Below are 25,177 nucleotides of genomic sequence, written 5' to 3' on the forward strand. Positions count from 1 at the left end.
CCGAGACCGCGCTCACCGAGAATCACGCTCACCCGGACGGCGCTCGGCGAGACGGCCCGTCCGAACCGCCCCCGACCGGATCGAAGGAGATCACGCATGACCGACACGATGAACCCCTCGCACACCGCCGCTGCCGCCGGCGGAGGGGCCGAGGTTCCGGTCTCACGGGGGCCCGTCCGCGCCGCGCGCGGCAACACCCGCACCGCGAAGAGCTGGGGTGCCGAGGCGGCCAAGCGCATGCTGATGAACAACCTCGACCCCGACGTCGCCGAGCGCCCCGACGACCTCGTCGTCTACGGCGGCACCGGCAAGGCCGCCCGGTCGTGGGCCGCGTACGACGCGATCGTGCGCACCCTCGACGAGCTGGAGCCCGATGAGACGCTGCTCGTGCAGTCGGGCAAGCCCGTGGGGGTGTTCCGCACGCACGAGTGGGCGCCGCGCGTGCTCATCGCCAACTCGAACCTGGTCGGCGACTGGGCGACGTGGCCCGAGTTCCGCCGGCTGGAGGAGCTGGGCCTGACGATGTACGGGCAGATGACCGCGGGATCGTGGATCTACATCGGTACGCAGGGCATCCTGCAGGGCACGTACGAGACGTTCGCGGCGGTCGCCGCCTCCCTCGGCCGAGAATCGCTCGCCGGTACCCTCACCCTCACCGCGGGCTGCGGGGGAATGGGCGGGGCCCAACCGCTCGCCGTCACGATGAACGGCGGCGCCGTGCTCATCGTCGACGTCGACCGCACGCGCCTGGACCGACGTGTCGCCCACGGGTATCTCGACGAGGTGGCCGACGACCTCGATGCGGCGATCGAGCGGGTGAGCGCCGCACGCGACGCGGGCGAGGCCCTGTCGGTCGGGGTCGCGGGCAACGCGGCCGAGGTGTTCCCCGAACTCCTCAACCGCGGCATCCGGATCGACGTCGTCACCGACCAGACCAGCGCCCACGACCCCCTGTCGTACCTGCCCGTCGGGGTGTCGGTCGATGACTGGCGGGCCGAGGCCGCGCGCGACCCCGAGGAATTCACCCACCGCTCGCGCGAGAGCATGGCCGCACACGTGCGCGCGATGGTGGAGTTCCAGGATGCCGGAGCCGCGGTGTTCGACTACGGCAACTCGATCCGTCGCGAGGCGGAACTCGGCGGATACGACCGCGCGTTCGCCTTCCCGGGGTTCGTTCCGGCGTACATCCGCCCGCTGTTCGCCGAGGGCAAGGGCCCGTTCCGCTGGGTGGCGCTGTCGGGCGACCCCGACGACATCGCGAAGACCGATCGCGCGGTCGCGGAGCTGTTCCCGCACGACACCGCCCTGCACCGCTGGCTCGAGAAGGCCGGCGAGCAGGTGCACTTCGAGGGGCTTCCGGCGCGCATCTGCTGGCTCGGCTACCAGGAGCGCCACCTCGCGGGGCTGAAGTTCAACGAGATGGTCGCCTCGGGCGAGCTCTCCGGGCCCATCGTGATCGGTCGAGACCACCTCGACGCCGGTTCCGTCGCCTCGCCCTACCGTGAGACCGAGGCCATGGCCGACGGATCGGATGCCATCGCGGACTGGCCCCTGCTGAACGCGCTGCTGAACACCGCCAGCGGAGCGTCATGGGTGTCGATCCACCACGGCGGCGGGGTCGGCATCGGCCGCAGCATCCACGCGGGGCAGGTGTGCGTCGCCGACGGCACCGCGCTCGCCGCCGAGAAGCTCGCGCGCGTGCTGGTCAACGACCCCGGCACCGGGGTGATGCGCCACGTGGACGCCGGCTACGACCGCGCCCGGGAGGTCGCGGCCGAACGGGGCCTCACGGTGCCGATGTGGTGAGCACTTCCGTGCCGACCGGTGCCACTGATGCCGCGAAGACGTTCCTTCTGACCGGGATCGGCGAGCTGACGACCAACGTCGCCGCCGACGGCGACCCGTGCGGCACCGTCCACGACGCGGCGGTGCTCGTCCACAACGGGCGCATCGCGTGGACGGGTCGGGCGACAGACGCCTCGGAGGCCCTGGCATCCGGAGCCGAGCCCGGCGTCCGCATCGTGAACGCGGGCGGTCGCGCCGTGATCCCCGGTTTCGTCGACAGCCACACCCACCTGATCTTTGGGGGCGACCGGGCGGAGGAGTTCACCGCGCGGATGGCGGGGGAGCGGTACGCGGCGGGCGGGATCCGCACGACGGTCGCGGCGACGCGGGCGGCGACCGACGACCACCTGCGGGCACGTCTCGCCGCGCTCGCCGCGGAATGCCGGGCGCAGGGCACCACGACGCTGGAGGTGAAGACGGGATACGGGCTCGACGTCGAGACGGAGGCGCGTCTGGCGCGACTCGCCGCGGAGGTGACCGACGAGGTGACCTTCCTCGGGGCGCACGTGGTCGCCCCCGATCACGCCGGGAGCGCGGACGAGTACGTCGACCTCGTGGTGGGCGACATGCTCCGCGCCGTCTCGTCGCACGTGCGCTGGATCGACGCGTTCTGCGAGGAGGGCGCCTTCACCGCCGATCAATGCCGGAGGGTGCTCGAGGCGGGCCGCGCGGCGGGACTCGGCATCCGGGTGCACGGCAACCAGCTCGGCTTCGGCGAGGGGGTGCGGTTGGCGGTCGCCCTCGGAGCAGCCGCGGTCGACCACTGCACCTTCCTCACCGACGACGACGTGATCGCGCTCGCCGGCTCGGACACGGTCGCCACCCTGCTCCCGGGCGTGGAGTTCTCGACACGTCAGCCCTACCCCGACGCGCGCCGACTGCGGGACGCCGGCGTCACCGTCGCCCTCGCCAGCGACTGCAATCCCGGCTCGAGTTTCACCAGCTCGCTGCCGTTCGTGATCGCCCTCGCCGTGCGCGAGATGGGCATGACACCGGCAGAGGCGGTCTGGGCGGCGACGGCGGGCGGGGCGCGAGCGCTGCGCCGCACGGACGTCGGAACGATCGCGCCCGGGACGCGGGCCGACCTGGTGCTGCTCGACGCACCGTCGCGCGTCCACCTCGCCTACCGGCCCGGTGTGCCCCTCGTGCGCCGGGTGTGGAAGGACGGCGAAGAGCTGCCGGCCGCCGGGACGCCCTAGGAGCAGGGGGCGGCGATCGCCTTGGCGAACCCGCCCGTCTGATAGGCGAACTGGTAGAGCCACTCTCCGAGATCGAGAGGGATCCGCACGTCGAGCACGGTCACCTGCGCGGCAGCGCACTGCGCCGCGATGAACCGCGTGCGGCTCACGTGGGGCGTGAAAGTGATGACGACGGCGCTGGCCTCGGGGCCGTACCGGGTGTTGAGGAGCGCCATCTCTCCGGCGGTGGTGAACGGATCGGGGTGCGCGCAGGTCACCTTGCGCTCCTGGCAGACGCTCAGGTTCGCGGCGGACTGCTCACCCTCCGAAGGGACCGAGATGAGGATGTCGTCAGCCACGCCCTCGCTGCGAAGCTGCTTGGCGAGGGCGATCCGCCCCTCGGTGGGGGGACCGATCACGTAGATGACGTCGGCGCGCGGCGGCGCTGCGGCGACGGCCGGGAAGACGTACGCCGGCACCATGATCGCCAGTCCCGCGACGACCGTCGCCACGACGAGCGCGAGGGCGGTCACCCATCCGCGTCGGCGACGGCGCGTGCGGGGCAGGGTCAGCGAATCAGTGGCCACGTCCGGCTCCAAGGCGGTCGACCTGCAGGCGCCGTTTCGCGAAGCGGTCGATCGGGGACGGGAGGGTGAAGATCCCTGAGATCGAGCCGACCGCGCGGCGGACCAGCAGGGCCGTCGTGATCACCAGGGCCGTGAGCAGTACGGCGGCGAGCGAGCCCGGCACCAGTTCGACGGGCAGGATCGCGACCGCGAGCGCGAGCAGCAGCGAGTTGAGCACGTAGATCGGGAGGGTGCGCGACCCGAGTGCACCGACGGCACTCCGAGCGATCGGAGAACGCGCCAGCATGACCGCGATCGAGACCCCGAACGCCGCGCCCACGACGCACAGTGCCACACGGAACACGCCCTGCAGCGGCAGGAAGGGCAGCACGACCGTTCCCGCGGCGAGGGCCGCACCGGTTCCCAGCAGCCACCACACGGTGACGCGACGAGCGAACGCCTCGACGATCTGCCGGCAGAGGACTCCGGTCATGAACAGGGCGAAGTAGGTGCCGACCGACCGCCAGGTGTACGACGAACCGACGGTGACGATGCCGGTGGCGAAGAGGCAGGCGACGCCGAAGGCGATCCCGAGCTGGGCGACCCGCGGGAGGCGGCGGAGCGCCCAGGCGGCGACGGTGTACAGGATCAGTGCGTAAAGGAACCACAGGCCCGACCACGGCAGATACAGCGCTGTCGCCAGATCTCCGACCGGGGAGGTCAGTGGGTCGAACGGGCGGGGGACGAAGAGGAACCAGGCCCACCAGATGATGCACCACAGCGCATAGAGGTAGACCAGGAGCGCCAGGCGCTTCCAGAAGAGGGAGGCGAAGCTCAGCCGTGCGATCGCGGAGGACGCGAGAAGCCCCGACACGAGGAAGAACAGCGGCATCCGGAACGTCGACAGCGCGGCGGTCACCTGCACGAGAGCGTCCACCTGCCACCCGGTGGCATCCAGGAACTGGATGGAGTGGTGGAAGACGACGAGGGTGATCGCGATGCCGCGCGCGACGTCGATCCACGCGATCCTCTGCGCGGGCGCAAGGGTGCTGTCGGGAGTCATGACCGTTCCTCAGGTTCCGCCGTCTGCGCCCGCCGGGTCCCCGCGCGGCACAGACGGCCGCGTCGGTTGTCTCCAGTTCTATCAGACGGATGTTCGCCGCAAGAGCGCGTCAGATGTCGGACGGATGACGAAACGCTGATTCCCCGAGCGCATCCGTTGTCGCGGGCGCGAGACCTCGGAGGCGATGACGTGCCTCGTCGTCGCCCGAAACGGGGGGCGACCCGGTGGGTCTACGGGGTGTAGAGGTCGAATTCGTCGGGCGGCGTCTGGTCGACGTCGTCCCAGGTGCCGTCGTGCCAGGTGAAGACGGCGACCGCGCACGTCACCATGCGTTCGTCGCGATCAGCCAGTCGCGACACCAACGAGCTCATGCCGGGATCGTGCGCGACGAGCATCACTTCGTCGACACCGGAGGCGTGGGCGGCCTCGAGCAGACCGTCGGGTGCAGCGAGGTAGAGCTCGGGCCGTTCGACGACCTCGACCTCGAAGGCCTCCGCGAACGCCTCGGCCGTCTGCCGCGCTCGCACGGCCGAGCTCGAGAGGATCACGGCGGGACGCACCCCCGCGCGTTGGACGGTGCGAGCGACCGAGGGCGCGTCCCGCTGCCCACGATCGTTGAGGGGGCGGTCGTGATCATCGAGGCCTTCGTCGGCCCAGTCGGATTTCGCGTGGCGCGCGAGGACGAGTTGGATCATGGTCTTTCCGCCAATCCAGCGAGGAGTTCGAGCACGCAGAGCGCGGCGAGTCGTACGGTGCGGGCATCGACGGTGTCGGCCGTGGCATCCACCTCGACGATGTCGGCGCTGGCGACGCGGGGGTCGCGGGCGACCCCGCGCACCAGTGCCCGCAGCTCCCACGCGGCGAGCCCGCCCGGAACGCTGGCCGGGCAGCCGGGCGCGACGGAGCGATCGCAGACGTCGACGTCGATGTCGAGGTGGATGCCGTCGCGGGAGCCCTCGTCGCCGCCACCCGCGATGCGCAGGGCGTCGCCGACGACAGCGGGGGTGCCGCGGCGGCGGACCTCGTCGAGGGTGATGACCGTGATGCCCGCCTCGAGCGCGCGCCGGGCATAGGCCGCGGAATTGGCGAAGTCGGCGATGCCGATCTGCACGACGCGTCGCGGATCAAGTCCTTCGGTGAGGAGTCGACGGACGGGCGAGCCGTTGGATTCTCCGTCGCGCAGGTCGAAGTGCGCGTCGAGGGTGATCAGCCCGCGCGAGCGTCGACCCTGTGCGACGGCGTAGGTCGCGGAGTTGTCGCCGCCGAGCGCGATCAGCAGTCGTGCGGAGGCGAGCTCGGCCACGGCGTCGCGGACGCGCGCTTCGCCCTCCCGCCCGTCGGGCTCGTCGACGTCGCCGGCGTCGGCGATGCGCAGCACGGCGTTCAGGTCGAGGGGTGGCGGGCCAATGATCGTGGGGGAGTACCGGCGCAGGGCCTCCCGCACGGCGGCGGGTGTCTCACCCGCGCCCGTCGGCGAGAGAGAGGTGCGCCATGCGGGAACACCGAGGAGAACGGCATCCGGTGCTTCTTCGCGTGTCGACGCGGGCCAGCCCCCCGCTCGTGGCCAGAGCGGATCCACCGAGAGCGCGCTCATGCGCCCACGTAGACCCAGGCGCTCAGACCGCTCTCGAGGACGACCGAGATGCGGCGCGACCCCGACATCAGGTACTCGTCGGCCGCGTCGAGTTCGTCGGGGCTCAGGCGCACGACCGTGCCGAACACGCGATCGAGCGGGTCACCGGTGTGACGCAAGATGCGGCGGCGGTGGGCGCCCCCGGCCGGGACGCCCCGCTCGTCGCCGTCGTCGAGGCGGAAGGCGGACAGGGTGTCGTCGTCGCCGTGCAGGAGGCGGCCGAATGTGTCGAGTTGCACGTCGGGCGCCTGAAGGACCCCGTAGGTGAAGAGGGACTCCGCGGCCCCCGAACCGTCGCTCACGAGGCTCAGAGTACTCACCCGCCCACGGCGCGCGGTGGTGCGACGCGGGGCCCTTCGTTTACCGGCCACGACGTCGTTCATGGACCCCAGACGAGATGGGCGACGGTGAAGATCACCAGACCGGCGAGAGCTCCGACGATCGTGCCGTTCAAGCGGATGTACTGCAGGTCGCGGCCGACCATGAGTTCGATCTTCTCGGTGGTCTCCTCGGCATCCCACCGCTCGACGGTGTCGGTGATGATCGATGCGATGTCGTGACGGTAGCGGCCGACGACGAAGACGGCCGCGTCGGTCACCCACCCGTCGACGCGCTTCTGCAGCGTCTCGTCGCGCTGCAGGCGTGCGCCCACCTCGGCGAGGGCGGCCGAGGCGCGTTTCCGCAGACCGCTCTCGGGGTCGGCGAGCGAGCGCAGCAGGCCCGTCTTGGCCGTGTTCCAGGCGTCGGCGGCGAGCTGGCGCACCCGCGGGCTGTCGAAGATCGCCGCCTTGGCCTCTTCGAGGCGCACCATGGTGGCCGGGTCGTTCTGGAGATTGTCGGCGAGCCGCGCGAGGTAGCCGTCGATCGCGCCGCGCGCCTGGTGCCGTGGATCGGCGCGCACGGCGTCGACGAACTGCACGGCCTCGCGGTACACGGTGTCGTCGACGAGGCGGGTGGCGACGCCCGGAACCCACGCCGGCAGACGCCGCGACACGAGACCCTGGAAGGTGTCGCGGTTGTTGCCGAGCCAGACCGCGATGTTGTCGAGGGCGAGATCGACCGCGCCGTGGTGGGCACCGGAGGAGACGACCCGCTGGAGCCATCCGCCGATCGACGGACCCCAGTCGGGCGACAGCAGGTGCTCGCGCGCGAGATCCTCGATGAGGCCCTGTACGTCGTCGTCGTCGAGCGCGGTGAGGATGCTCGACGCCAGCGTCGCGGCCTCGGCGGCGACGCGATCGGCGTGTGCGGGGTCGGCCAGCCACGCGCCCGCGCGCGCCGAGAGGGGAGTCGACTCGAGCTTGGCCCGCACGACGTCGCCCTCGAGGAAGTTGGTCTCGACGAACTCGCCCAGCTGGCGGCCGATCTCGTCTTTGCGCCGCGGGATGATCGCCGTGTGCGGGATCGGGAGGCCGAGAGGGTGCCGGAAGAGTGCGGTCACCGCGAACCAGTCGGCGAGCGCGCCGACCATGCCGCCCTCGGCGGCGGCGCGCACGTACTGCAGCCACTCCACCTCGCGCTGGAGCGAGAACGAGATCGCGAAGACGACCGCCATGCCGAGCAGGGCGCCCAGCGCGACGCCCTTCATCACGCGCAGGGCGCGACGGCGCTCCTGGTCGGCGGGGCTGAGCGCCGCCGTGGGGGTGCGGGCCATCAGGCCGTCACCGGTCCGAGCCACGCGGACGCGGCGGTCGAGTGGGCCGACTCGGCGTCGGAGGGGTGGAACATGCCGGCCAGGACGTCCCGGTAGAGGCGGCTGAGCTCGTTGCGCGTGAAGTACGCGGCGCCGCCCCCGACGAGGATCGCATCGTCGACGACGTCTTTCGCGGTGGTGACGGCTCGGTGCTTCACACCCGACAGCAGCGAGAACCATCGAGGGCCGTGGTCGGCGAGGCCGTCGACGTCGCGCGCGAGTGCGTCGAGTTGTGGGGGGAGGGCCTCGTACGCGAGAGCCATGTCGGCGACCCGCCAGCGGATGTCGGGATCGTTCGCGTACGTCGTGCCCGTCTTCTTCGACCGCCGCGAGATGGCCGCCTCGACGGCGAGGTCGAGCGCGCGCCGCGCGATGCCGGTGTAGACCGAGGCCAGCAGGATCTCGAAGACCGCGAAGATGCCGAACACCAGCGGATCGGGCTGCGGGCCCGGATCGATCCTCCGCACGACCCGCGCGGCCGAGGCGTGGGCGCCCCGGAGCTCGGTCGTGCGGCTCTGCGTACCGCGCATGCCGAGGGTGTCCCAGTCGTCGCGCGTGACGACCGCGTCGCTGCGGTCGAGGAAGGCGAAGACCATCTTCGGCCCGTCGGATGACGTGGAGTCGAGGCCGTGCACGCCCAGGTGCTGCCACACGGGGGACAGCGAGGTGAAGATCTTGGTGCCCGTGAAGGTGTAGCCGCCCTCTCCGTCGGGCTCGGCGGTCGTGTCGCTGCCGAACAGCACGAGGTCGTTTCCCGCCTCGCTGATGCCGAAGGCGAACACCTCGCCGGCCGCCGCGGCCTCCTCGACGAACGCGAGATCGTCGATGCCGCGGTCGCGCAGCACCTTGGCGACGCCCGTCCACACCAGGTGCATGTTGACCGCGAGCGCCGTCGCCGGGGCCGCGCCCGCGAGACGCTGTTGCAGCACCGACGCCTCGGCGAGACTCAGCCCCGCGCCCCCGGCGGCCTCCGGAACGAGGATGCCGAGATACCCCGCCGCGCGCAGCTCGTCGAGGTCGTCGTGGGGGAAGGTGTTCTCGCGGTCGTGCACCGCCGCTCGGTCGCGGATGCGCGCGAGGAGATCGTCGGGCAGATACCGAGCCGGATCGAACGAGGTCATGGCATCCATTCTGCGGGGGACGACCGGCATCGGGCCGGGGGGTGACAGCGGTCCGCCAGAAAGTCGTCTTCCTCGAATGGTCGGGGCGCCTGCCTGCGAGGTCCGCGTGCATCTGCGGGATTCGGCACGCGCGGACCCCTCGGCGCCGCTGCGGGTGGGCAGCGAGCGCGCAGCTCTCAGGCCAGCGCGTCGAGCAGCGCTGCGACCGCCGCCTCGGGCCGATCGCGGTGCGGGGAGTGCCCGGCGCCCGCGATGACGCTCATCGTGACCAGGGGATTACGCAGCACCTCCGCGGCGAGATCGCCCGTGAAGATCGAGTGCACCGCCGGATCCGCGCCGATCACGTGCGTGGGCACCGCGAGCGCGGCTGCGGCGGTCCGCACGTCCCAGTCGGCGTTCTGCAGGCTCGTCTGCTCGACCGCCCAGCGGCTCGCGCGTCGGGTGGCGCGTGCCTTCAATTCCACGTCGATCGGATGCCATGCGGGGTGAGCCGCCCGCACCGCCTCGATGCTCGGGTCGGCGAACGCCTGCTCCTGGCTCACCCGCACGATCTCGCGGTCGTCGTCCGACAGCGCGATGGCCGGGTCGATCAGGATGAGCCGGCGCGTCCACCCGACCTCGCCCGCCGCCGCGATCGTCGCCGCGGCGCCGCCCAGCGAGTGCCCGATCACGACGTCCCACGGAGCATCCGCCTCCGGTGTCGTCGCGGCGAGGTCGGCCGCGTACGCGGCGAGGGAGTAGTCCAGCGCGCGGGGTGCGACGCCGTGCCCGCGCAAGTCGACCGCCACCGCGTGCCACCCCGCATCGGCGAGGGCCGTGCCGTAGCGCCACATGAGGGCGCCGTCCGAACCGAGGCCGTGGGCGAGCAGGGCGCGAGGGGCGCGGGGGGAGCCCCACGACAGGCGGGGGAGCGTCACGGGTGCGGGCATGGCATCCATTCTTCCGCCGGTGAGACGGGGTGCGCGGACCCGGGCCGGCGGATCGCCCCCAGAATGGATGCCATGATCTCGACCGAGATGGCTCAGGCGCTCCGCACGGCGGGACTCGTGTGGCACCCGCGGTCCGGCGACCGCTTCCAGTTGGACGAGCCGGAGTTCGAGGCCGACGTCTTCACGGTGAGCGACATGACCGTCGAGCCCCGCGACTACCCGACCGGACGCATCCTCGCCTTCAACGGCACGACGGAGTGGGCGCTGGACTCCGTCGCCACCGAGGACGCCCTGTGGCTGCCGTCGGAGTCGCAGCTGCGCGAGATGCTGCGCGCGACGTTCCGGTCGCTGCGCCGGCTGTCCGACACGTACGAGGTCGAGATCTCGATCGGCGGGGCGACGCTGGTGTTCGATCACCCGGCGCCGGCCGACGCCTACGCCCTCGCGGTGCTGGAGCTGTTGCGTCGCACGCACTGAGGCGCTCAGCGCCGTGGTGTGAGCCGGTTCGGGGCGCATTCGGCGGCGTGGAGCGCATGGTTCACGCCCCGGCGTGCGTGATCCGCCCCAACCGAGAGGCGTGTACGCCGGCAGGTCGCGCCCGGTCGTGGTGGGCGCGGTCAGGAAGAGAAGGGATGCCGCGCGCCGCGGTATCTGATCAGGTGATCGTCTCGACCGGTTCGGTGTCGGGGATGGGGCTCGAGTCGCGGTGCCGCAGGTCGGGGAAGCCGCGGACGAACACGGCCGAGACGATGAGCCCGGCGATCGCGAAGCCGGCCGCGGCGACGTACGCGCCGGTGGGACCGACGCCGTCGACGAGGAAGCCGGCGACCGCGGAACCCGCGGCCGCGCCGATGAGCTGACCGGTGCCGATCCAGCCGTAGGCCTCGGCGGTCTCGCTGAAGCGCACGCTCGCCGAGGTCATCGCGAACATGACCGCGAGGGCGGGCGCGATACCGGCGCCGGCGACGATCAACGTGGCCCCGAGCCACCACGCGTTCAGCGACACGATGGTCAATGACAGGCCGAGGGCGACGATCGCGAAACGACGGGCCATGGCCCACGGTCCGATGGGGATGTGCCCGAACGAGAGACCGCCGGCGAGGCTGCCCACGGCGAAGACCGCGAGGATGAGTCCCGCCTCGAGCCCGCCGTGGTCGAACGTCGCCACGACGCCGGCCTCGACGGCCGCGCACGCGCCGATGAGCAGGAACCCGGTCGCGGTGGCGAGGATGACGGGCGGCTTGGCGAGCACGCGGCCGAGCGCGCGGCGGCTGCGCGGGATGCGGACACGGCCGACCTCGGGGCTGAAGATGAACCACGCACCGCCGCCGAGCAGGATGACGACCACCAGCAGCAGACCCGGAACGGTGCCGACCTGCGTGGCGACGAGGGTGATCACCACGGGCGCGAGCACCCAGATGATCTCTTGCAGCGAGGCGTCGAGCGAGTACAGCGGCGTGAGCTGCTTCGACGGCACCATCTTTGGATAGATGGTGCGCACCGCCGACTGGATCGGCGGGGTCGAGAGTCCGGCGACGAGCCCGAGGACCATGTAGAGCGGCAGGGGCATCTCGATGAGGGCGAGGGTCGCGATCGCGGCCGCACAGACCAGCAGCGTCACCGAGAGCACGCGCCGCATGCCCCAGATGCCCATCCACCTGCTGGTGACCGGACCGGCGACGGCCTGCCCGATGCTCGTGGCGGCGAGGACGAGACCGGCCGCGCCGTACGAACCGGTGACGTGTTCGATGTGCAGCAGCACCGCGAGACTCGTCATGCCGTTGGGGAAACGTGCCGTCAACTGCGCGGCGATGATGCGCCCCACGCCGGGGGTTCTGAGGAGTACGCGGTAGCCGGCCACCGCACCACGCTACAACCGACCTCCGACACGCGGTCCGACGCGGGCTGGTTCGTCCGTTCGCTCGTGCGGGCTGGCACGTGCGGGCGTGCGCCGAGATCACACGACCGAGTCGAGATCGCGCCTCCGTGGTGGCGCGGAAGGGGTGATCCCGCGCGGATCGTGCGACCTCGGAGAGCGGATGCCGCGACACGCCGCGACACGCCGGTCACGGAAATCGACGCCCTGTGCAATGTCGGAACCCCCGTCTACCGTCCGAGCTGTGGACAACCACCGGCGGGCGCCGCGACAACCGCGGAATCGCGCCTGTTAACAAGACGCCGAGAGGGGGCCGATCTGTGGATGAAATCGTGGACAACCTGTGTTGTACATGGGGAGAGACGGTGGAAAATCACACGGATGTAACTACTACCCCTTGTGGTGCCTTCCGATGTCTGTCCCCATATGTAGTATTGAGGTCCCGGCGAGCCCTGCCCGTCCGGACGACGATTTTCCAGGGGAAAGAGAGAACGACATGGCGATCACGGTCTACACCAAGCCGTCCTGCGTCCAGTGCACCGCGACCTACCGCGCACTCGACTCGAAGGGCATCGAGTACAACGTGCTCGACCTGTCCGAAGACCCGTCGGCACTCGAGCAGGTCAAGTCGCTCGGGTACCTGCAGGCACCCGTCGTCATCACCGACGAGGACCACTGGTCGGGCTTCCGTCCCGACAAGATCGACGAGCTGGCGTCGCGTCTCGCCTGACCCCTCGACACGCTCTCAGACCCCTGTCATGAGCGCTGTCATGTCGGCGACCGAGACCCCGCTGCTGGTCTACTTCTCCAGCGTGTCGGGCAACACCGCACGTTTCATCGAGAAGCTCGGAAAGCGGGCCGTGCGCATTCCGCTGCTTCCGACCGACCCGGCCCTCGAGATCGACGAACCCTTCGTGCTTGTCACCCCCACCTACGGCGGGGGTGCTGGCCGGGGCGTCGAGAAGGGCGCGGTCCCCAAGCAGGTGATCCGGTTCCTCAATGAGGAGCGGAACCGACGCAACATCCGCGGGGTCATCTCCGCGGGCAATACGAATTTCGGCGACGCATTCTGCCTCGCCGGCGACATCGTCGCGCGCAAGTGCGCGGTGCCGCACCTTTACCGGCTGGAAGTTTTCGGCACCCCCGACGATGTCGAGCGGGTCACCGAGGGATTGGAACGATGGTGGAAGTTGAGCTGACCGACGTGGACTTCAAGACCGAGGCGCGCTTCGAGGGTCTGGATTACCACGCTCTCAACGCGATGTTGAACCTGTACGACGCCGACGGCAAGATCCAGTTCGACGCCGACAAGCGCGCCGCGCGGGAGTACTTCCTGCAGCACGTCAACCAGAACACGGTGTTCTTCCACTCCCTCAAGGAGCGCCTCGACTACCTCGTCGAGAAGGAGTACTACGAGCCGACCGTGCTCGCGAAGTACTCGATGGAGTTCATCCAGGAGCTCAACGACCGCGCCTACGGCGCGAAGTTCCGCTTCGAGACCTTCCTCGGCGCGTTCAAGTACTACACGAGCTACACGCTGAAGACCTTCGACGGCAAGCGGTACCTCGAGCGTTTCGAGGACCGCGTCGTCATGACCGCCCTCGCCCTCGCGGACGGCGACCCGCGTCTCGCGGTGCAGCTGGTCGACGAGATCATCTCGGGCCGGTTCCAGCCCGCGACCCCCACCTTCCTGAACGCCGGGAAGGCCCAGCGCGGCGAGCTCGTGTCGTGCTTCCTCCTGCGCATCGAAGACAACATGGAGTCGATCGCCCGAGGCATCAACTCCGCGCTGCAGCTGTCGAAGCGCGGCGGCGGCGTCGCGCTGCTGCTGTCGAACATCCGCGAGGCGGGTGCTCCGATCAAGCAGATCGAGAACCAGTCGTCGGGCATCATCCCCGTGATGAAGCTGCTCGAAGACAGCTTCAGCTACGCCAACCAGCTGGGTGCCCGTCAGGGCGCCGGCGCGGTGTACCTCAACGCGCACCACCCCGACATCCTGCGCTTCCTCGACACCAAGCGTGAGAACGCCGACGAGAAGATCCGCATCAAGACGCTGTCGCTGGGTGTCGTCATCCCCGACATCACGTTCGAGCTCGCCAAGAACGGCGAAGACATGTACCTCTTCTCGCCGTACGACGTCGAGAAGGTCTACAAGAAGCCGTTCGGCGACATCTCGGTCACCGAGAAGTACCGCGAGATGGTCGACGACCCCCGCATCAAGAAGACGAAGATCAACGCACGCGAGTTCTTCCAGACGCTCGCCGAGATCCAGTTCGAGTCGGGCTACCCGTACATCATGTTCGAAGACACGGTGAACAAGGCGAACCCCATCGCCGGCCGCATCAACATGTCGAACCTGTGCTCGGAGATCCTCCAGGTCAACACGCCCACCACCTACAACGAAGACCTGTCCTACGCAGAGATTGGCAAGGACATCTCCTGCAACCTCGGGTCGATGAACATCGCTCTGGCGATGGACGGCGGCGACCTCGGCCTCACGGTCGAGACGGCGATCCGCGCCCTCACCGCCGTGAGCGTGCAGAGCCACATCGCCTCGGTGCGCTCGATCGAAGACGGCAACGACCGCTCGCACGCCATCGGCCTCGGCCAGATGAACCTGCACGGTTACCTCGCTCGGGAGCACGTCTACTACGGCTCCGACGAGGGCATCGACTTCACGAACATCTACTTCTACACGGTGCTGTTCCACGCGCTGCGGGCGTCGAACCGCCTCGCGATCGAGCGCGGCACGGCCTTCGACGGCTTCGAGAACTCCACCTACGCGTCGGGGGAGTTCTTCGACAAGTACACCGACCAGGAGTGGGCGCCGCAGACGGCCAAGGCGAAGGAGCTCTTCGCCGGGGTGCAGATCCCCACGCAGGACGACTGGCGCGAGCTGAAGGCATCGGTGCAGGCGCACGGCATCTACAACCAGAACCTGCAGGCGGTGCCGCCGACCGGCTCGATCTCGTACATCAACAACTCCACGAGCTCGATTCACCCGATCGCGTCGAAGATCGAGATCCGCAAGGAAGGCAAGCTCGGTCGCGTCTACTACCCGGCGCCGTTCATGACGAACGAGAACCTCGAGTACTACCAGGACGCGTACGAGATCGGCTATGAGAAGGTCATCGACACGTACGCCGCGGCGACGCAGCACGTCGACCAGGGCCTGTCGCTGACGCTGTTCTTCAAGGACACTGTCACCACGCGCGACATCAACAAGGCGCAGATCTACGCCTGGCGCAAGGGGATCAAGACCATCTACTACATCCGCCTGCGCCAGCTGGCGCTCGAGGGCACCGACATGACCGAGTGCGTCTCGTGCATGCTCTGACCCACTGACCCCGACTGACACACCGATAGAGGACGCAGGAACGCCATGGCTGAGAAGCTGCAGCTGCTGAACCACGTGCAGGCCATCAACTGGAACCGCATCCAAGACGACAAGGACCTCGAGGTCTGGAACCGTCTGGTGAACAACTTCTGGCTCCCCGAGAAGGTGCCGCTGTCGAACGACATCCAGTCGTGGAACACGCTCACCCCCGAGGAGCAGACGCTCACCATGCGCGTGTTCACGGGGCTGACGCTCCTCGACACGATCCAGGGCACGGTCGGCGCCGTCTCGCTCATCCCCGATGCGCTCACCCCGCACGAGGAGGCCGTGTACACGAACATCGCGTTCATGGAGTCGGTGCACGCCAAGAGCTACTCGTCGATCTTCTCGACGCTGTGCTCGACGAAAGAGATCGACGAGGCGTTCCGCTGGTCGAGCGAGAACGAGTTCCTTCAGAAGAAGGCGCGCATCGTCATGGACTACTACCGTGGCGACGACCCGCTCAAGCGCAAGGTCGCCTCGACCCTGCTCGAGTCGTTCCTGTTCTACTCGGGCTTCTACCTGCCGATGCACTGGTCGAGCCGGGCAAAGCTGACGAACACGGCCGACCTGATCCGCCTCATCATCCGCGACGAGGCCGTGCACGGGTACTACATCGGCTACAAGTTCCAGCGCGGTCTCGAGACCGTCGACGAAGCCCGCCGTCAGGACCTGAAGGACTACACGTTCTCGCTGATGTACGAGCTCTACGACAACGAGGTGCACTACACGCAGAGCCTCTACGACTCGGTCGGCCTGAGCGAGGACGTCAAGAAGTTCCTGCACTACAACGCCAACAAGGCGCTGATGAACCTCGGCTACGAGGCGATGTTCCCGTCGTCCGTGACGAACGTGAACCCGGCGATCCTGTCGGCGCTCTCGCCCAACGCCGACGAGAACCACGACTTCTTCAGCGGGTCGGGTTCGTCGTACGTCATCGGCAAGGCCGAGGCGACCGAGGATGACGACTGGGACTTCTGATCGTCCGCCACATCATCGACAGGCCCGTCGTCGCACTCGCGACGGCGGGCCTGTCGTCTGTCGCAGCGGAGGCGCCGGTGCAGGGTGCGGGCGCCGGTCTTGTTCCGCGATGGCTTTCCGGCCGTGACCGGGAACGTCCCTGCATCCTTCCGCACAATTTCTGCCGGATGATGGGGCAGTGGCCTCCTCTCATCCCCAGGACCTCTACCGTCGCCATCCGAGTCTCGTGACGCGATGGACGGGCACGGACCTCGCACCCGTCGCCGAGTCCGCTGCGGCGACCAGCGAGATATGGGCCACCTGGCCGATGGCGAACGGCACATTCTGGGAAGCGCTCAACGCGACCATGAGTGAGCATGACACCGCGCGAGTCTGGGCCGTTCCCACACACGTCTACGGGATCCACTACGGAGACACGGTGGGCGTCGTCGCGTCTGCGGAAGGTCCGCAGGTCATCACGAAGGTCATCGCGAGGGGCGGGTACACCACGTTCCGGGTCTGGCTCGGCGATGAGTGCGCCACGACCTGGAAAGAGCTCGCGGAGACGTACGCCCAGCAAGGCTGCCTCGTCGACGTCTGGAGCGAACGTCTCGTCGCGCTGGCCTGCGCCGAGGAACGTTCTCGCGATATCCGGAACCATCTCGAGCGCGACGCCGGTGAACTCGCGTTCGAGTGGGAGATGGGCTCGCTCACCGAGAAGTGACCGCCTTGAAGGGTTGCCGCAGCACTGATCTGCTCGGCGTTCGCGGACGCTAGCCCGCCGCCCGCACCGTCCGCGCGACGTGCCGCGCGATCCACTCGGCGGTGAACGGATGGGAGCGCAGAAGCCAGCGGTGCAAGATCGGTTCGACGAACAGTTCCGCGAACTCGTCGGGGTCCGCGACGCCGGCGTGGAGGAGGCGATGGGCGATCGCCGACATCTGAACCGACAGGAGCATCTCGCGGTACTGCGTCGCGAGTGCGGAATCCGTCTGGATCTCGGCCGTAACGGCCCGCAGGAGCGGCTCGATCGTGCGGTCGGTCAGTGCCGCGACCATCGGCGATGACGCTTCCGCGCATGTCCGTGCCGCCCTGACCCGACGTCAGCAGGAATACGCCCGCGATCCGCGCTTCACCGTCGATTGACGGGCGACACGCCGCGACGACTCAGCTCGGCTAACTCCCGCGCCTCGAGGGCGCCCAGCAGCACCTCCACCGCCGACCCCTCCATGCCGCTCACCCACCGCTGCGTCGAGGAGCCGCGCGGCGACACGGTCCGCCCCCCGCTCGCCGTGCTCATTGTGCTCCGACTTGTTCAAATCGATGAGTAGTCAATCGTGTCACCCACCTGAGAAGCCGCGAAAAAGCGGAAGAGCTATCGAGGTGTCGGGCATCCAAGTGCTGATGGGGCCGGGCATTGGATTCACAGGATGGAGTGCTACCTCGTCAGTTTGACCTCCGAACCACAATTGGGCCATGACGCGGCCGCCGTCGACTTTGAGAGACGTCCCATCAAGGGCGTATCCGAGAGCGTTCGCGAGAATGTCAGAGGCTGCATGAATGGTCGCACGGTCGTGGGTGACTCCGACCGAGTCTGCGGCGTCACATACCTCGTCGATCACCGCGTGAATCTCGTAAAGGACTTCGACTGCTGGACCTGCGGGCTTCCGCCCGGTGCGAACGTACTCGCTGAGGCCCGAGGCGAAGGAACCGATGTATTCGAATGCGGGACCTCGGTCCCGGTCGTCATGAGCCATCATGTCGCCGAGGTCTCTCAGCAGTGATCCTCTCGGTGCTTCTTCTCTGAGGACGATGAACAGCGCCACCGCGTGGGATGGTTCAAAGAAGCCAGCAGAAAGCATGCTGAAAGAGGCCGCCAGAATCTTCTTGTAGCCATCACGCATGGCCCGACCGTACAGGACCCAGAACTTGAGGGTGCCCTTCCCTCTATGGCTGGCCGTCGTTGCTGCTAGGCCCATCGCACTCGGGAGGCGTCGACGTAGCCGATTCTCTGCTCACGCTCAGCGCGGCACAAGATCGGGCCCTGAAACTCGCCGAAGTCGGTGCTGCAAACATCAATGAAGCGATGGCGGCCGAGGGGCGCAAGTTCCGAATCAGCCCGGCCACTCCCGCGCCTCGAGGGCGCCCAGCAGCACCTCCACCGCCGACCCCTCCATGCCCCGCACCCACCGCTGCGTCGAGGAGCCGCGCGGCGACACCGTCCGCCCGCGCTCGCCGCGCTCGAGCCGCACCTCGACCTGGCCCGACGAGACGCTGACCCCGCGAAGAGAACCTGCCGCGACCATCGCGGCGAGCGGATCGTGAAGGGCGCAGCGCCGGTCGGGGAAGACGCGGCCGGCGTAGAAGTCGAGGTACAGCGGCAGCATCGCGGCCAGCGCCTGCGGGAGCGCGCCGGGGATCGCTTCGAGGCGCACGAGGTCGGTGGCATCCAGGGTCTGCGTCATCGTGACGTCGAGGGGGACGAGGGTGGTGTCCCAGTCCTGCGCGAACACGACGGCGGCGGCCTCGGGGTCGTTGTGAATGTTCGCCTCGGCCCACGCGGTGACGTTGCCCGAGTGCGCGAAGGCGCCGCCCATGACCACGAGTCGCTCGAACCGGGCGACCCCGGGAGCCTCAGCGTATGCGGCGAGGTTCGTCAGGGGCCCGAGGGCGAGAACGGTGAGATCCGGACGCCGCGACGCCAGGTGATCGATCAGCTCGACGGCGGCGCGCGCGTCGTGCGCGCGGGCCGAGGCGGTCAGCGCGATCCCCCCGACCCCGTCGTCCCCGTGCACGTGCGGGGCGCCCCCGGCGTACGCGCGGTCGCGGAAGTCGTGCGCGCCGACGGCGACGGGGATGTCGTGCACCCCGGCGAGATCGAACAGCGACAGGGTGTTGGCGGCCGCGCGGGCGGCATCCGTGTTCCCCGACACCGTCGTGACGCCCACGATCTCGACCGCGGGCTCGGCGAGCAGGTAGGCGAGCGCGAGGGCATCGTCGATGCCCGTGTCGCAGTCGACGAGGATCGGGCGGCGGGTCACGCGACGACCCCGTACGCGTCGAGCGGTTGGAGCGCGGGTTGCGAGGCCTCGTCGGCGACGGCCGCCGCACCGACCGCGCACGCACGCCCCAGCGCGTCCTCGGGCGCGTCGCCGCGCAGAAGACCCACGACGAGCGCCGCGCAGAAGGCGTCGCCCGCGCCGACGGTGTTGACGACGGTCGTCGCGACACCGGGGGAGGACGCCGCCAGTTCTCCGTGCCGGTACAGGCGTGCGCCCTCGGCTCCGAGCGTCACGCACAGCAGCGGCGCATCGTGCACCTCGGGCAGTTGCGCGTACTCCGTCTCGTTGACGATGACCAGATCGCAGCGCTCGAGCACCCCCGCGGGGAGCGAGCGCGCGGGCGCGGCATTGAGCGCGAAGAATCCGGCGGCCTCTGCGGCGGCCGAGACGACCGCATCCGACACCTCCAACTGCATGAGCACCGCCGCTCCCGGCTCGATGTCGAGCGCCCCGGCGTCGATGGCCGCATTCGCGCCGGCGCACACGACGATCGAGTTCTCGCCCGTCGCGTCGACCACGATCAGGGCGGTGCCCGTGGCGGCATCCGATGTCTGCACGCCCGACGCGTCCACGCCGACCGAGACGAGCCGATCCCGGATGCCACGCCCCTCGGCGTCATCGCCCACGGCACCGATCAACCGCACGGCGGCTCCGAGCCGGGCGGCGGCGACAGCCTGATTGGCGCCCTTGCCGCCGGGCCCCCGGTGCAGCACGCCGTCGGCGACGGTCTCACCCGCGGCGGGGGCTCGGTCGACGCGGGCGGTGAGGTCGACGTTGATCGCGCCGACGACGGTGAGGTCGGGCGTCGGGGGAGGAGGGGTCACGAGAATCCACCCTGTCACGGCCGGTCGCCCACGGGGCGGTGGCGCGGCGGCGGGGGGTCCGCGACGATGTGGGGATGACGATCGAGAGCCCGTCCGCACCGTCCGACCCCGCGCGGCCGAGGACGTTCGACGATGCGCTCCGCGCCCTTGCGGAAGCGCTGGATGCCATGGGCCACGGCGACCCTCGCCCGCTCGCGGCGCTGTGGACACCGACCGACGACGCCACCCTGATGGGCGGATTCGGCACGCACGCGACCACCGCCGCGGAGGTTCGGTCGACCCTGCGGGCGGTGGCTCGACGGTTCCGCGACGGAGCCCTCGTGCCGGAGTACGACCGCGTGCTCGTCGGCGACGACTGGGCGATGACGGCCGGACGCGAGCGGGGGACCTTGTCGGTCGACGGGGCGGCACCCCGACCGTTCGTCGTGCGGGTGACGCACGTCTGGCGCCGCGAGGACGACGTCTCGCGGATCGTCCACCGTCACGGCGACCACACCACGACCGCCGTGTGACGACGGCCGAGGTCTGTGACACCGACCGCTCCCGAACGGCTGGGCCCGCGGCGGCCCGCCGCGCGGTTCCGATTACAAGCCCGCGGTGTGCTGTCCGTCGCGCGGTTCCGTCCGCGGGCCCGCGGCGTACTGTCCTCCGCGCGGTCCCGCCCGCGGGGCTCCGGCGTGCGACCCGCCGCCCGGTCCCGCCCGCGGGGCTGGCAGCGTACGACCGGGTCGTCAGTGCAGCAGCAGTTTCGCCAGGATCAGCAGGGCCGACATCAGGGCCGCACCGACGGCCGTCAGCGCGACGCCCAGAAGGGAGGAGCCGCGCAGGCGCGCTCCCGCGGTGGCGACCACGACGAGGTACGACATCGCGACGCCGACACCCCAGAGCAGCGCCGTCGACAGGTCGACGCCGAACGCGGCGAGCACCACCACGACGAGGAGCGGCAGGAACGTCACCGACACCATCGGCGCGCTGACGCGCAGGTGGTGGGCGACGATCCTCGAGGGGCGCTCCGTCGACGTGTCGCCGACCGTGTAGGCGAAGACGTGGGTGGCGAAATACACGACGTTCGTCAACGCGACGACGGCGACGACCACCCCGAGGTCGGAGCCGCCGAGACCGATCAGAGTGGATGCCGACACCAGCGCGCCGTAGCACCCCGCGCTGATGCGTTCGGCGGCGATGTGGCCGAGGGGTTTCGCGGTCGCGGCGGTCATGGGATCAGCTCCTCGAGGATCGACGGCGCAGAACGGCGGAGACGATGGCGACGACGGTGCCCACCGCGACACCGATGATCGTCTCGATCACCCGGTCGCGCAGCAGCATCTCGGGCGTCGCGGGAGAGGCCAGCGAGATCATCAGCAGCGCGAGAGGGGTGATGAAGATCATGGCGATGCCGTAGTTGCGGCCGACGAACAGCTCGGACGCGGCCTGCAGGGCGACGGCCACGAGGATGACGAGCCAGGGCGGGAGGTGGAGCGCGAGGAGTCCCGCCGCGATCAGCACGCCGAGGAGCGTGCCGACCAGGCGCTGAACGCCGCGGATGAGGCGGGCCGTCACGTGCGCGCCGCCGACGGCCGCGACCGCCCCGACCATCGCCCAGTACCAGTGGGTGCCCACCAGGAGCGCTCCGGCGATTCCCGCCAGCAGGGCGGCGGCACCGACCGTTGCCGCCATCTCCCACGCGACGGGACCGATCGCCGGGCGCGAGCGCGTCGGCATCGCCCACGATCCGCGGCGGACGAGCACGAAGCCGACGGTGACGATGAGGCTCCACAGTACGCTCGCGCCGCCGACGAGCAAGACGAGCGGCAGCGACGACCACGTCGCCGGAAGGCTCGCCGTCGCGCCGCCGGCGAAGACCGCGAAAAGTGCTCCGGGCGGATGCCACTGGGCACGGTACGCGAATAAGGCGACGGCCGACGCGAGGGCGGCCACGACGATGACACCCACCACGGCAGGGCTGCCGAGCGCCGAGACGACCGTGCCGACGAGCATCGACGAGACGAGGACCGTACCCGCGGTCGCCTGCATGATCACGCGCGGCCGCGGCTTGTCGGTGCGGCCGTACAGCGCGGCGAAGGCGCCGAAGCTGGCGTAGACGCTGAGGTCGAGACGGCCGATCAGCAGCAGGACGACCAGGGGGACGCCGACGCTGAGCACGGCGCGGACGGCCACGCGATGATCTCCCGCGCGCGGTCCGACCCGGATGACCCCGGTCCACACGCGCCCCCGGGATTCCGCCACTCGACCACCCTACGCTCCACGTGCGCGCGTGCTGCGGACGGTTCGGACGGGCGGTCATGCGGGCACAACTCCGGAGAATCGGACTGCCGGACCTCTCAGGGAGGGATGTAGAGGCCATGCGCGATGGAGTTCTCCGGAGTTCGCGCCGAGGGTGCTTCCGCTCATCGGATGCCGGCCAGTCGAGTGACTCCTCGATGTCGAGGCGAGCGGCCGCGCGTGCATGACGCCCCTGCGTAGGGTGGGAAGCCCCGACCCGCCCGAGGAGAGACGTGTTCCGCACGCCCCTGACCCTGTTCCGAACGCTCGCGATCGCCGAGGCGATCTCATGGACCCTGCTGATCGGCGGGTTGATCCTGCGCGCCGTGGCCGACCTGCCCCTCGCGGTGACGATCGGGGGTGGCATCCACGGGTTCGTGTTCCTCGCCTACGGCGCCACCGCGGTGCTCGTCGCACTGAACCAGCGGTGGGGAATCGGGCCGACGGCGCTGGCCGTCGTCAGCGCGGTCATTCCGTACGCGACGGTCCCGACCGAGATCTGGTTGCAGCGCACCGGTCGACTGCGCGGTGCGTGGCGGCTCGATGAGACCGCCGACCCGCGTGACCGGCGTCCCGTCGATCGGATGCTGCGCTTCTTCCTGCGGCGTCCGTGGGCGCTCGCCGGGGCCCTTGTCGCCGTCGTGGCGGTGGTCTTCGTGGTGCTGCTGGTCGTGGGGCCGCCCGGCGGCAAGGGCTGAGCCCGTCGGACGGGGATTCGCTCTCGGTGCGATCTGCGCGGAGAGGGGTGCAGGATGCAGCGGACACAACGCAGGAATTCTGTGGACCCGCCGCCGGCATATGGCCCGTCGGAGCCCACACGGCCGCGGAACTCCTGCGTCGTGTCGTCGACGCAGGTGCGGCGACCATCAGCGCAGGTGCAGCCGCACGCTCGCCGGGGCGATACGGCAGGTGGCCGTGAAGGTCTCGACGGTTCCCGACAACGTCGCCGTCGCAGCGCCCGTGCCCAGGAGCGCGACCGAGGAACCCGTCGCGTGCAGCGAGGGCTCGCGGACCGAGAACCGTCGCATCGAGCCACCGGCCCGGCCCGCGAGCCACGCGTCGAGTTCGACGTCGAGAATGGGACCCGAAGTGGATGCCACCCGCCATGCGACCGTCGCGAGCCCACCGCCCCGACTCGTGAGGGTGAGGGTGGCCGACCCGCACTCCTCGCCGCCGACGGCCTCGACCCGCAGCGGCTGATCGGGCGGGATGGTGTCGGCGCCGCACAACGCGATGTCGTGGAGCCGGGCGTAGCCGCGGCCGTTGCCGGTGATGCTCGAGCAGTCGGCGAGCAGCGGCGACGACACGCTCTCCGAGAGAGGAAGGGGCGAGATGCCCGCGGTGGCGGCCGGGCCCGTCGCGAGCAGGCCCAGGACCACGCCCAGGGCGCCGAGGGTCGCAGCGATCGCGCGCACACGCATGCCGCACCTCCTCGTGGACCCCTGCGAATCTACGCTCGGCCGCGGTGCGCCGCCACCGGACCGTCACGGCGAGGCGTCGATGGCGTGAGGCGCCGTGGCCACGCGAGGGACGTGCCGCCGGCGCGCGCCGTCAGCGTTTCGTCGACACCGTCACGGTGAACTTGCGGTCGCGCGCGACCTGCCGGGTGGGTCCGACGACCCGCTCGAGGGTCGGGCGGTACTGCAGGGCGGAGTTCCACACGGTCCACAGCTCGCCGCCCGCACGCAGCACCCGTGCCGCATCGGCGAACATGCGCGGCGCGAGACCGTCGGCCACGGCTGCTCCCGCGTGGAAGGGCGGGTTCAGCGCGATGAACGAGGCCGTGGCATCCGGTTGCGCCCGCAGCATGTCGTCGCGCTCCACGCGCACGCGATCGTCCACGCCGTTCGCGGCCGAGGTCGCCCGCGCGGAGGCGACCGCGATCGCCGACTGATCGCACGCGAGCACCCGGAGCGAGGGATGCCGCACGGCCAGCGCCACCGCCACCACGCCGGTGCCGCAGGCGAGGTCGATCGCCTCGGACGCCCGCGGTTCGGGCAGGTGCGCGAGCAGCAGACGGGTGCCGATGTCGATCGAGGCCCCCGCGAACGCGCCGCCGAAAGCGCGCACCCGGATGCTGTCGACGTCGGCGGCCTCCGGAACGGGTTCGGCGCCGTCGTGGGGCCCGCGAGCGATGAGGACACGGGACTTCTGCCGGGCGTGCGAGACGTCGACACGATCGAAACGGGCGCGCAGAACGTCGTTCATGGTGATGGTCATGTGCTTGAGTCGTCCGCCGGCGAACACCATCACCTCGGGATCGGCGTGCAGTGCGATGAGCCCCGCGATGTCGGCGAGCGCCCGCAGCGAGCGCGGCAGGCGCAGCAGCACCACACGCGCCCCCGTGAGCAGCTCCGCGTCGAGACGGTGCGAGGTGAAGGCGGTGTCGAGCCCCGCGTCGGCGGCGTTGGCCGCGAGGGCCTGCTCGCCGAGGAGCTCGTCCTGGTGGACTCGGATGCCTCGCGCGCCCGCGTCGGCCGCGGCGAGGGTCAGCGCGCCGTGCGTGTCGCCGATGACGACGAGCGCGCCGTCGGACAGACCCGCGCGCGCGTCCGCCGACTCGTCGAGGATCAGGCGGTCGGCGGCGTCGACGGCGACGAGGTCGGGACCCTCGAGATCGGGGCGGCGACGGAGGGCGTCGAACGAGAAGGGCATCGTGTAACGGTACCCGTGTCGGGCGGGCGCTTCCGCGGCGCGCGCCACGCGGCATCCGTTCCGCGGGTCGATCGGTCGGTCGCGCGAGCGAGCACCTCGGCCCGGGCGCGGGC

28 protein-coding genes are annotated in these 25,177 nt (G+C 70.1%); 10 read left to right on the forward strand and 18 right to left on the reverse strand.

The features are described from left to right. Positions 1–108: 108 nt before the first annotated feature. Both ACTJJP_RS16130 and hutI read left to right on the forward strand, forming a co-directional pair. Positions 109–1,806: a urocanate hydratase gene (locus ACTJJP_RS16130; RefSeq protein WP_440776062.1), complete on the forward strand. Its 1,698-nt coding sequence runs from the start codon at positions 109–111 to the stop codon at positions 1,804–1,806. Beyond that, positions 1,803–3,044: an imidazolonepropionase gene (hutI, locus tag ACTJJP_RS16135; RefSeq protein ID WP_440776001.1), complete on the forward strand. Its 1,242-nt coding sequence runs from the start codon at positions 1,803–1,805 to the stop codon at positions 3,042–3,044. Before ACTJJP_RS16130 ends, hutI begins: the two co-directional genes overlap by 4 nt. Here the strand turns inward: hutI and ACTJJP_RS16140 are convergent. The 8 genes from ACTJJP_RS16140 to ACTJJP_RS16175 form a co-directional block, all read right to left on the reverse strand. Next, positions 3,041–3,610: a YdcF family protein gene (locus ACTJJP_RS16140; protein WP_440776002.1), complete on the reverse strand. Its 570-nt coding sequence runs from the start codon at positions 3,608–3,610 to the stop codon at positions 3,041–3,043. The genes hutI and ACTJJP_RS16140 overlap by 4 nt on opposite strands. Further along, complete coding sequence (locus ACTJJP_RS16145; protein WP_440776003.1) at positions 3,600–4,652, reverse strand: acyltransferase family protein; 1,053 nt, start codon at positions 4,650–4,652, stop codon at positions 3,600–3,602. The genes ACTJJP_RS16140 and ACTJJP_RS16145 overlap by 11 nt, the downstream gene beginning before the upstream one ends. A gap of 230 nt (positions 4,653–4,882) precedes the next feature. Beyond that, a complete protein-coding gene (locus ACTJJP_RS16150; RefSeq protein ID WP_440776004.1) occupies positions 4,883–5,347 on the reverse strand; it encodes a SixA phosphatase family protein in 465 nt (154 codons plus the stop codon). Then, positions 5,344–6,246, reverse strand: a complete 903-nt coding sequence (locus tag ACTJJP_RS16155; RefSeq protein WP_440776005.1) for an agmatinase family protein — start codon at positions 6,244–6,246, stop codon at positions 5,344–5,346. Before ACTJJP_RS16155 ends, ACTJJP_RS16150 begins: the two co-directional genes overlap by 4 nt. After that, positions 6,243–6,587, reverse strand: a complete 345-nt coding sequence (locus ACTJJP_RS16160; RefSeq protein ID WP_440776006.1) for a gamma-glutamylcyclotransferase family protein — start codon at positions 6,585–6,587, stop codon at positions 6,243–6,245. The genes ACTJJP_RS16155 and ACTJJP_RS16160 overlap by 4 nt, the downstream gene beginning before the upstream one ends. 77 nt (positions 6,588–6,664) lie before the next feature. After that, entirely contained in the window at positions 6,665–7,939 is a 1,275-nt protein-coding gene (locus ACTJJP_RS16165) for a DUF445 domain-containing protein (protein WP_440776007.1), read from the reverse strand. Continuing rightward, complete coding sequence (locus tag ACTJJP_RS16170; RefSeq protein WP_440776008.1) at positions 7,939–9,099, reverse strand: acyl-CoA dehydrogenase family protein; 1,161 nt, start codon at positions 9,097–9,099, stop codon at positions 7,939–7,941. The genes ACTJJP_RS16165 and ACTJJP_RS16170 overlap by 1 nt, the downstream gene beginning before the upstream one ends. Before the next feature lie 176 nt (positions 9,100–9,275). Beyond that, complete coding sequence (locus tag ACTJJP_RS16175) at positions 9,276–10,028, reverse strand: alpha/beta fold hydrolase (protein WP_440776009.1); 753 nt, start codon at positions 10,026–10,028, stop codon at positions 9,276–9,278. A gap of 72 nt (positions 10,029–10,100) precedes the next feature. Here ACTJJP_RS16175 and ACTJJP_RS16180 point away from each other — a divergent pair, with 72 nt between their 5' ends. Beyond that, the gene (locus ACTJJP_RS16180; RefSeq protein ID WP_440776010.1) at positions 10,101–10,505 is read left to right on the forward strand and encodes a pilus assembly protein CpaE; all 405 of its coding nucleotides are present in this window, start codon (positions 10,101–10,103) and stop codon (positions 10,503–10,505) included. Between the two features lie 178 nt (positions 10,506–10,683). Here the strand turns inward: ACTJJP_RS16180 and ACTJJP_RS16185 are convergent, their stop codons facing one another. Continuing rightward, the gene (locus tag ACTJJP_RS16185; protein WP_440776011.1) at positions 10,684–11,889 is read right to left on the reverse strand and encodes an MFS transporter; all 1,206 of its coding nucleotides are present in this window, start codon (positions 11,887–11,889) and stop codon (positions 10,684–10,686) included. A gap of 511 nt (positions 11,890–12,400) precedes the next feature. Here ACTJJP_RS16185 and nrdH point away from each other — a divergent pair. From nrdH to ACTJJP_RS16210, 5 genes are all read left to right on the forward strand, one after another. Beyond that, entirely contained in the window at positions 12,401–12,634 is a 234-nt protein-coding gene (nrdH, locus tag ACTJJP_RS16190; protein ID WP_055838040.1) for a glutaredoxin-like protein NrdH, read from the forward strand. A gap of 28 nt (positions 12,635–12,662) precedes the next feature. Beyond that, on the forward strand, positions 12,663–13,103 hold the full coding sequence (nrdI, locus tag ACTJJP_RS16195; protein ID WP_440776012.1) for a class Ib ribonucleoside-diphosphate reductase assembly flavoprotein NrdI: 441 nt from the start codon (positions 12,663–12,665) through the stop codon (positions 13,101–13,103). Beyond that, positions 13,085–15,241 carry a class 1b ribonucleoside-diphosphate reductase subunit alpha gene (nrdE, locus tag ACTJJP_RS16200; RefSeq protein WP_440776013.1) on the forward strand — a complete coding sequence of 719 codons (2,157 nt, stop codon included), beginning with the start codon at positions 13,085–13,087 and terminating at the stop codon, positions 15,239–15,241. The genes nrdI and nrdE overlap by 19 nt, the downstream gene beginning before the upstream one ends. Positions 15,242–15,286: 45 nt before the next feature. After that, complete coding sequence (nrdF, locus tag ACTJJP_RS16205) at positions 15,287–16,261, forward strand: class 1b ribonucleoside-diphosphate reductase subunit beta (RefSeq protein ID WP_440776014.1); 975 nt, start codon at positions 15,287–15,289, stop codon at positions 16,259–16,261. 178 nt (positions 16,262–16,439) lie between these two features. Beyond that, on the forward strand, positions 16,440–16,964 hold the full coding sequence (locus tag ACTJJP_RS16210) for a DUF4265 domain-containing protein (RefSeq protein WP_440776015.1): 525 nt from the start codon (positions 16,440–16,442) through the stop codon (positions 16,962–16,964). A 49-nt stretch (positions 16,965–17,013) separates the two neighbouring features. Here ACTJJP_RS16210 and ACTJJP_RS16215 read toward each other — a convergent pair whose 3' ends face one another. From ACTJJP_RS16215 to ACTJJP_RS16235, 5 genes are all read right to left on the reverse strand, one after another. Further along, positions 17,014–17,298 carry a TetR-like C-terminal domain-containing protein gene (locus ACTJJP_RS16215; RefSeq protein ID WP_440776016.1) on the reverse strand — a complete coding sequence of 95 codons (285 nt, stop codon included), beginning with the start codon at positions 17,296–17,298 and terminating at the stop codon, positions 17,014–17,016. Between the two features lie 74 nt (positions 17,299–17,372). After that, on the reverse strand, positions 17,373–17,540 hold the full coding sequence (locus ACTJJP_RS16220) for a hypothetical protein (RefSeq protein ID WP_440776017.1): 168 nt from the start codon (positions 17,538–17,540) through the stop codon (positions 17,373–17,375). A 40-nt stretch (positions 17,541–17,580) separates the two neighbouring features. Next, positions 17,581–18,144, reverse strand: coding sequence for a hypothetical protein (locus tag ACTJJP_RS16225; RefSeq protein WP_440776018.1), 564 nt, complete (start codon positions 18,142–18,144; stop codon positions 17,581–17,583). Between the two features lie 210 nt (positions 18,145–18,354). Next, entirely contained in the window at positions 18,355–19,281 is a 927-nt protein-coding gene (locus ACTJJP_RS16230; protein ID WP_440776019.1) for a nucleoside hydrolase, read from the reverse strand. Continuing rightward, on the reverse strand, positions 19,278–20,126 hold the full coding sequence (locus ACTJJP_RS16235; RefSeq protein WP_440776020.1) for a PfkB family carbohydrate kinase: 849 nt from the start codon (positions 20,124–20,126) through the stop codon (positions 19,278–19,280). The genes ACTJJP_RS16230 and ACTJJP_RS16235 overlap by 4 nt, the downstream gene beginning before the upstream one ends. Before the next feature lie 74 nt (positions 20,127–20,200). On the opposite strand from ACTJJP_RS16235, the gene ACTJJP_RS16240 reads away from it, so the two are divergent. Continuing rightward, a complete protein-coding gene (locus ACTJJP_RS16240; protein ID WP_440776021.1) occupies positions 20,201–20,638 on the forward strand; it encodes a YybH family protein in 438 nt (145 codons plus the stop codon). A gap of 219 nt (positions 20,639–20,857) precedes the next feature. On the opposite strand, the gene ACTJJP_RS16245 is transcribed toward ACTJJP_RS16240, so the two are convergent. Together ACTJJP_RS16245 and ACTJJP_RS16250 are read right to left on the reverse strand one after the other, a co-directional pair. Beyond that, complete coding sequence (locus ACTJJP_RS16245; RefSeq protein ID WP_440776022.1) at positions 20,858–21,343, reverse strand: hypothetical protein; 486 nt, start codon at positions 21,341–21,343, stop codon at positions 20,858–20,860. Between the two features lie 4 nt (positions 21,344–21,347). After that, complete coding sequence (locus ACTJJP_RS16250) at positions 21,348–22,373, reverse strand: FUSC family protein (protein WP_440776023.1); 1,026 nt, start codon at positions 22,371–22,373, stop codon at positions 21,348–21,350. 269 nt (positions 22,374–22,642) lie between these two features. Between ACTJJP_RS16250 and ACTJJP_RS16255 the strand changes: the two genes are divergently transcribed. Then, complete coding sequence (locus tag ACTJJP_RS16255; protein WP_440776024.1) at positions 22,643–23,107, forward strand: DUF3817 domain-containing protein; 465 nt, start codon at positions 22,643–22,645, stop codon at positions 23,105–23,107. Positions 23,108–23,275: 168 nt separating this feature from the next. Here the strand turns inward: ACTJJP_RS16255 and ACTJJP_RS16260 are convergent, their stop codons facing one another. Together ACTJJP_RS16260 and ACTJJP_RS16265 are read right to left on the reverse strand one after the other, a co-directional pair. After that, a complete protein-coding gene (locus tag ACTJJP_RS16260) occupies positions 23,276–23,830 on the reverse strand; it encodes a hypothetical protein (RefSeq protein ID WP_440776025.1) in 555 nt (184 codons plus the stop codon). A 130-nt stretch (positions 23,831–23,960) separates the two neighbouring features. Next, complete coding sequence (locus ACTJJP_RS16265) at positions 23,961–25,064, reverse strand: class I SAM-dependent methyltransferase (RefSeq protein WP_440776026.1); 1,104 nt, start codon at positions 25,062–25,064, stop codon at positions 23,961–23,963. Positions 25,065–25,177: the final 113 nt, after the last annotated feature.

The organism is Microbacterium sp. 22296, from assembly GCF_052045385.1.
In the GTDB taxonomy this organism is placed as follows: Bacteria; Actinomycetota; Actinomycetes; order Actinomycetales; family Microbacteriaceae; genus Microbacterium.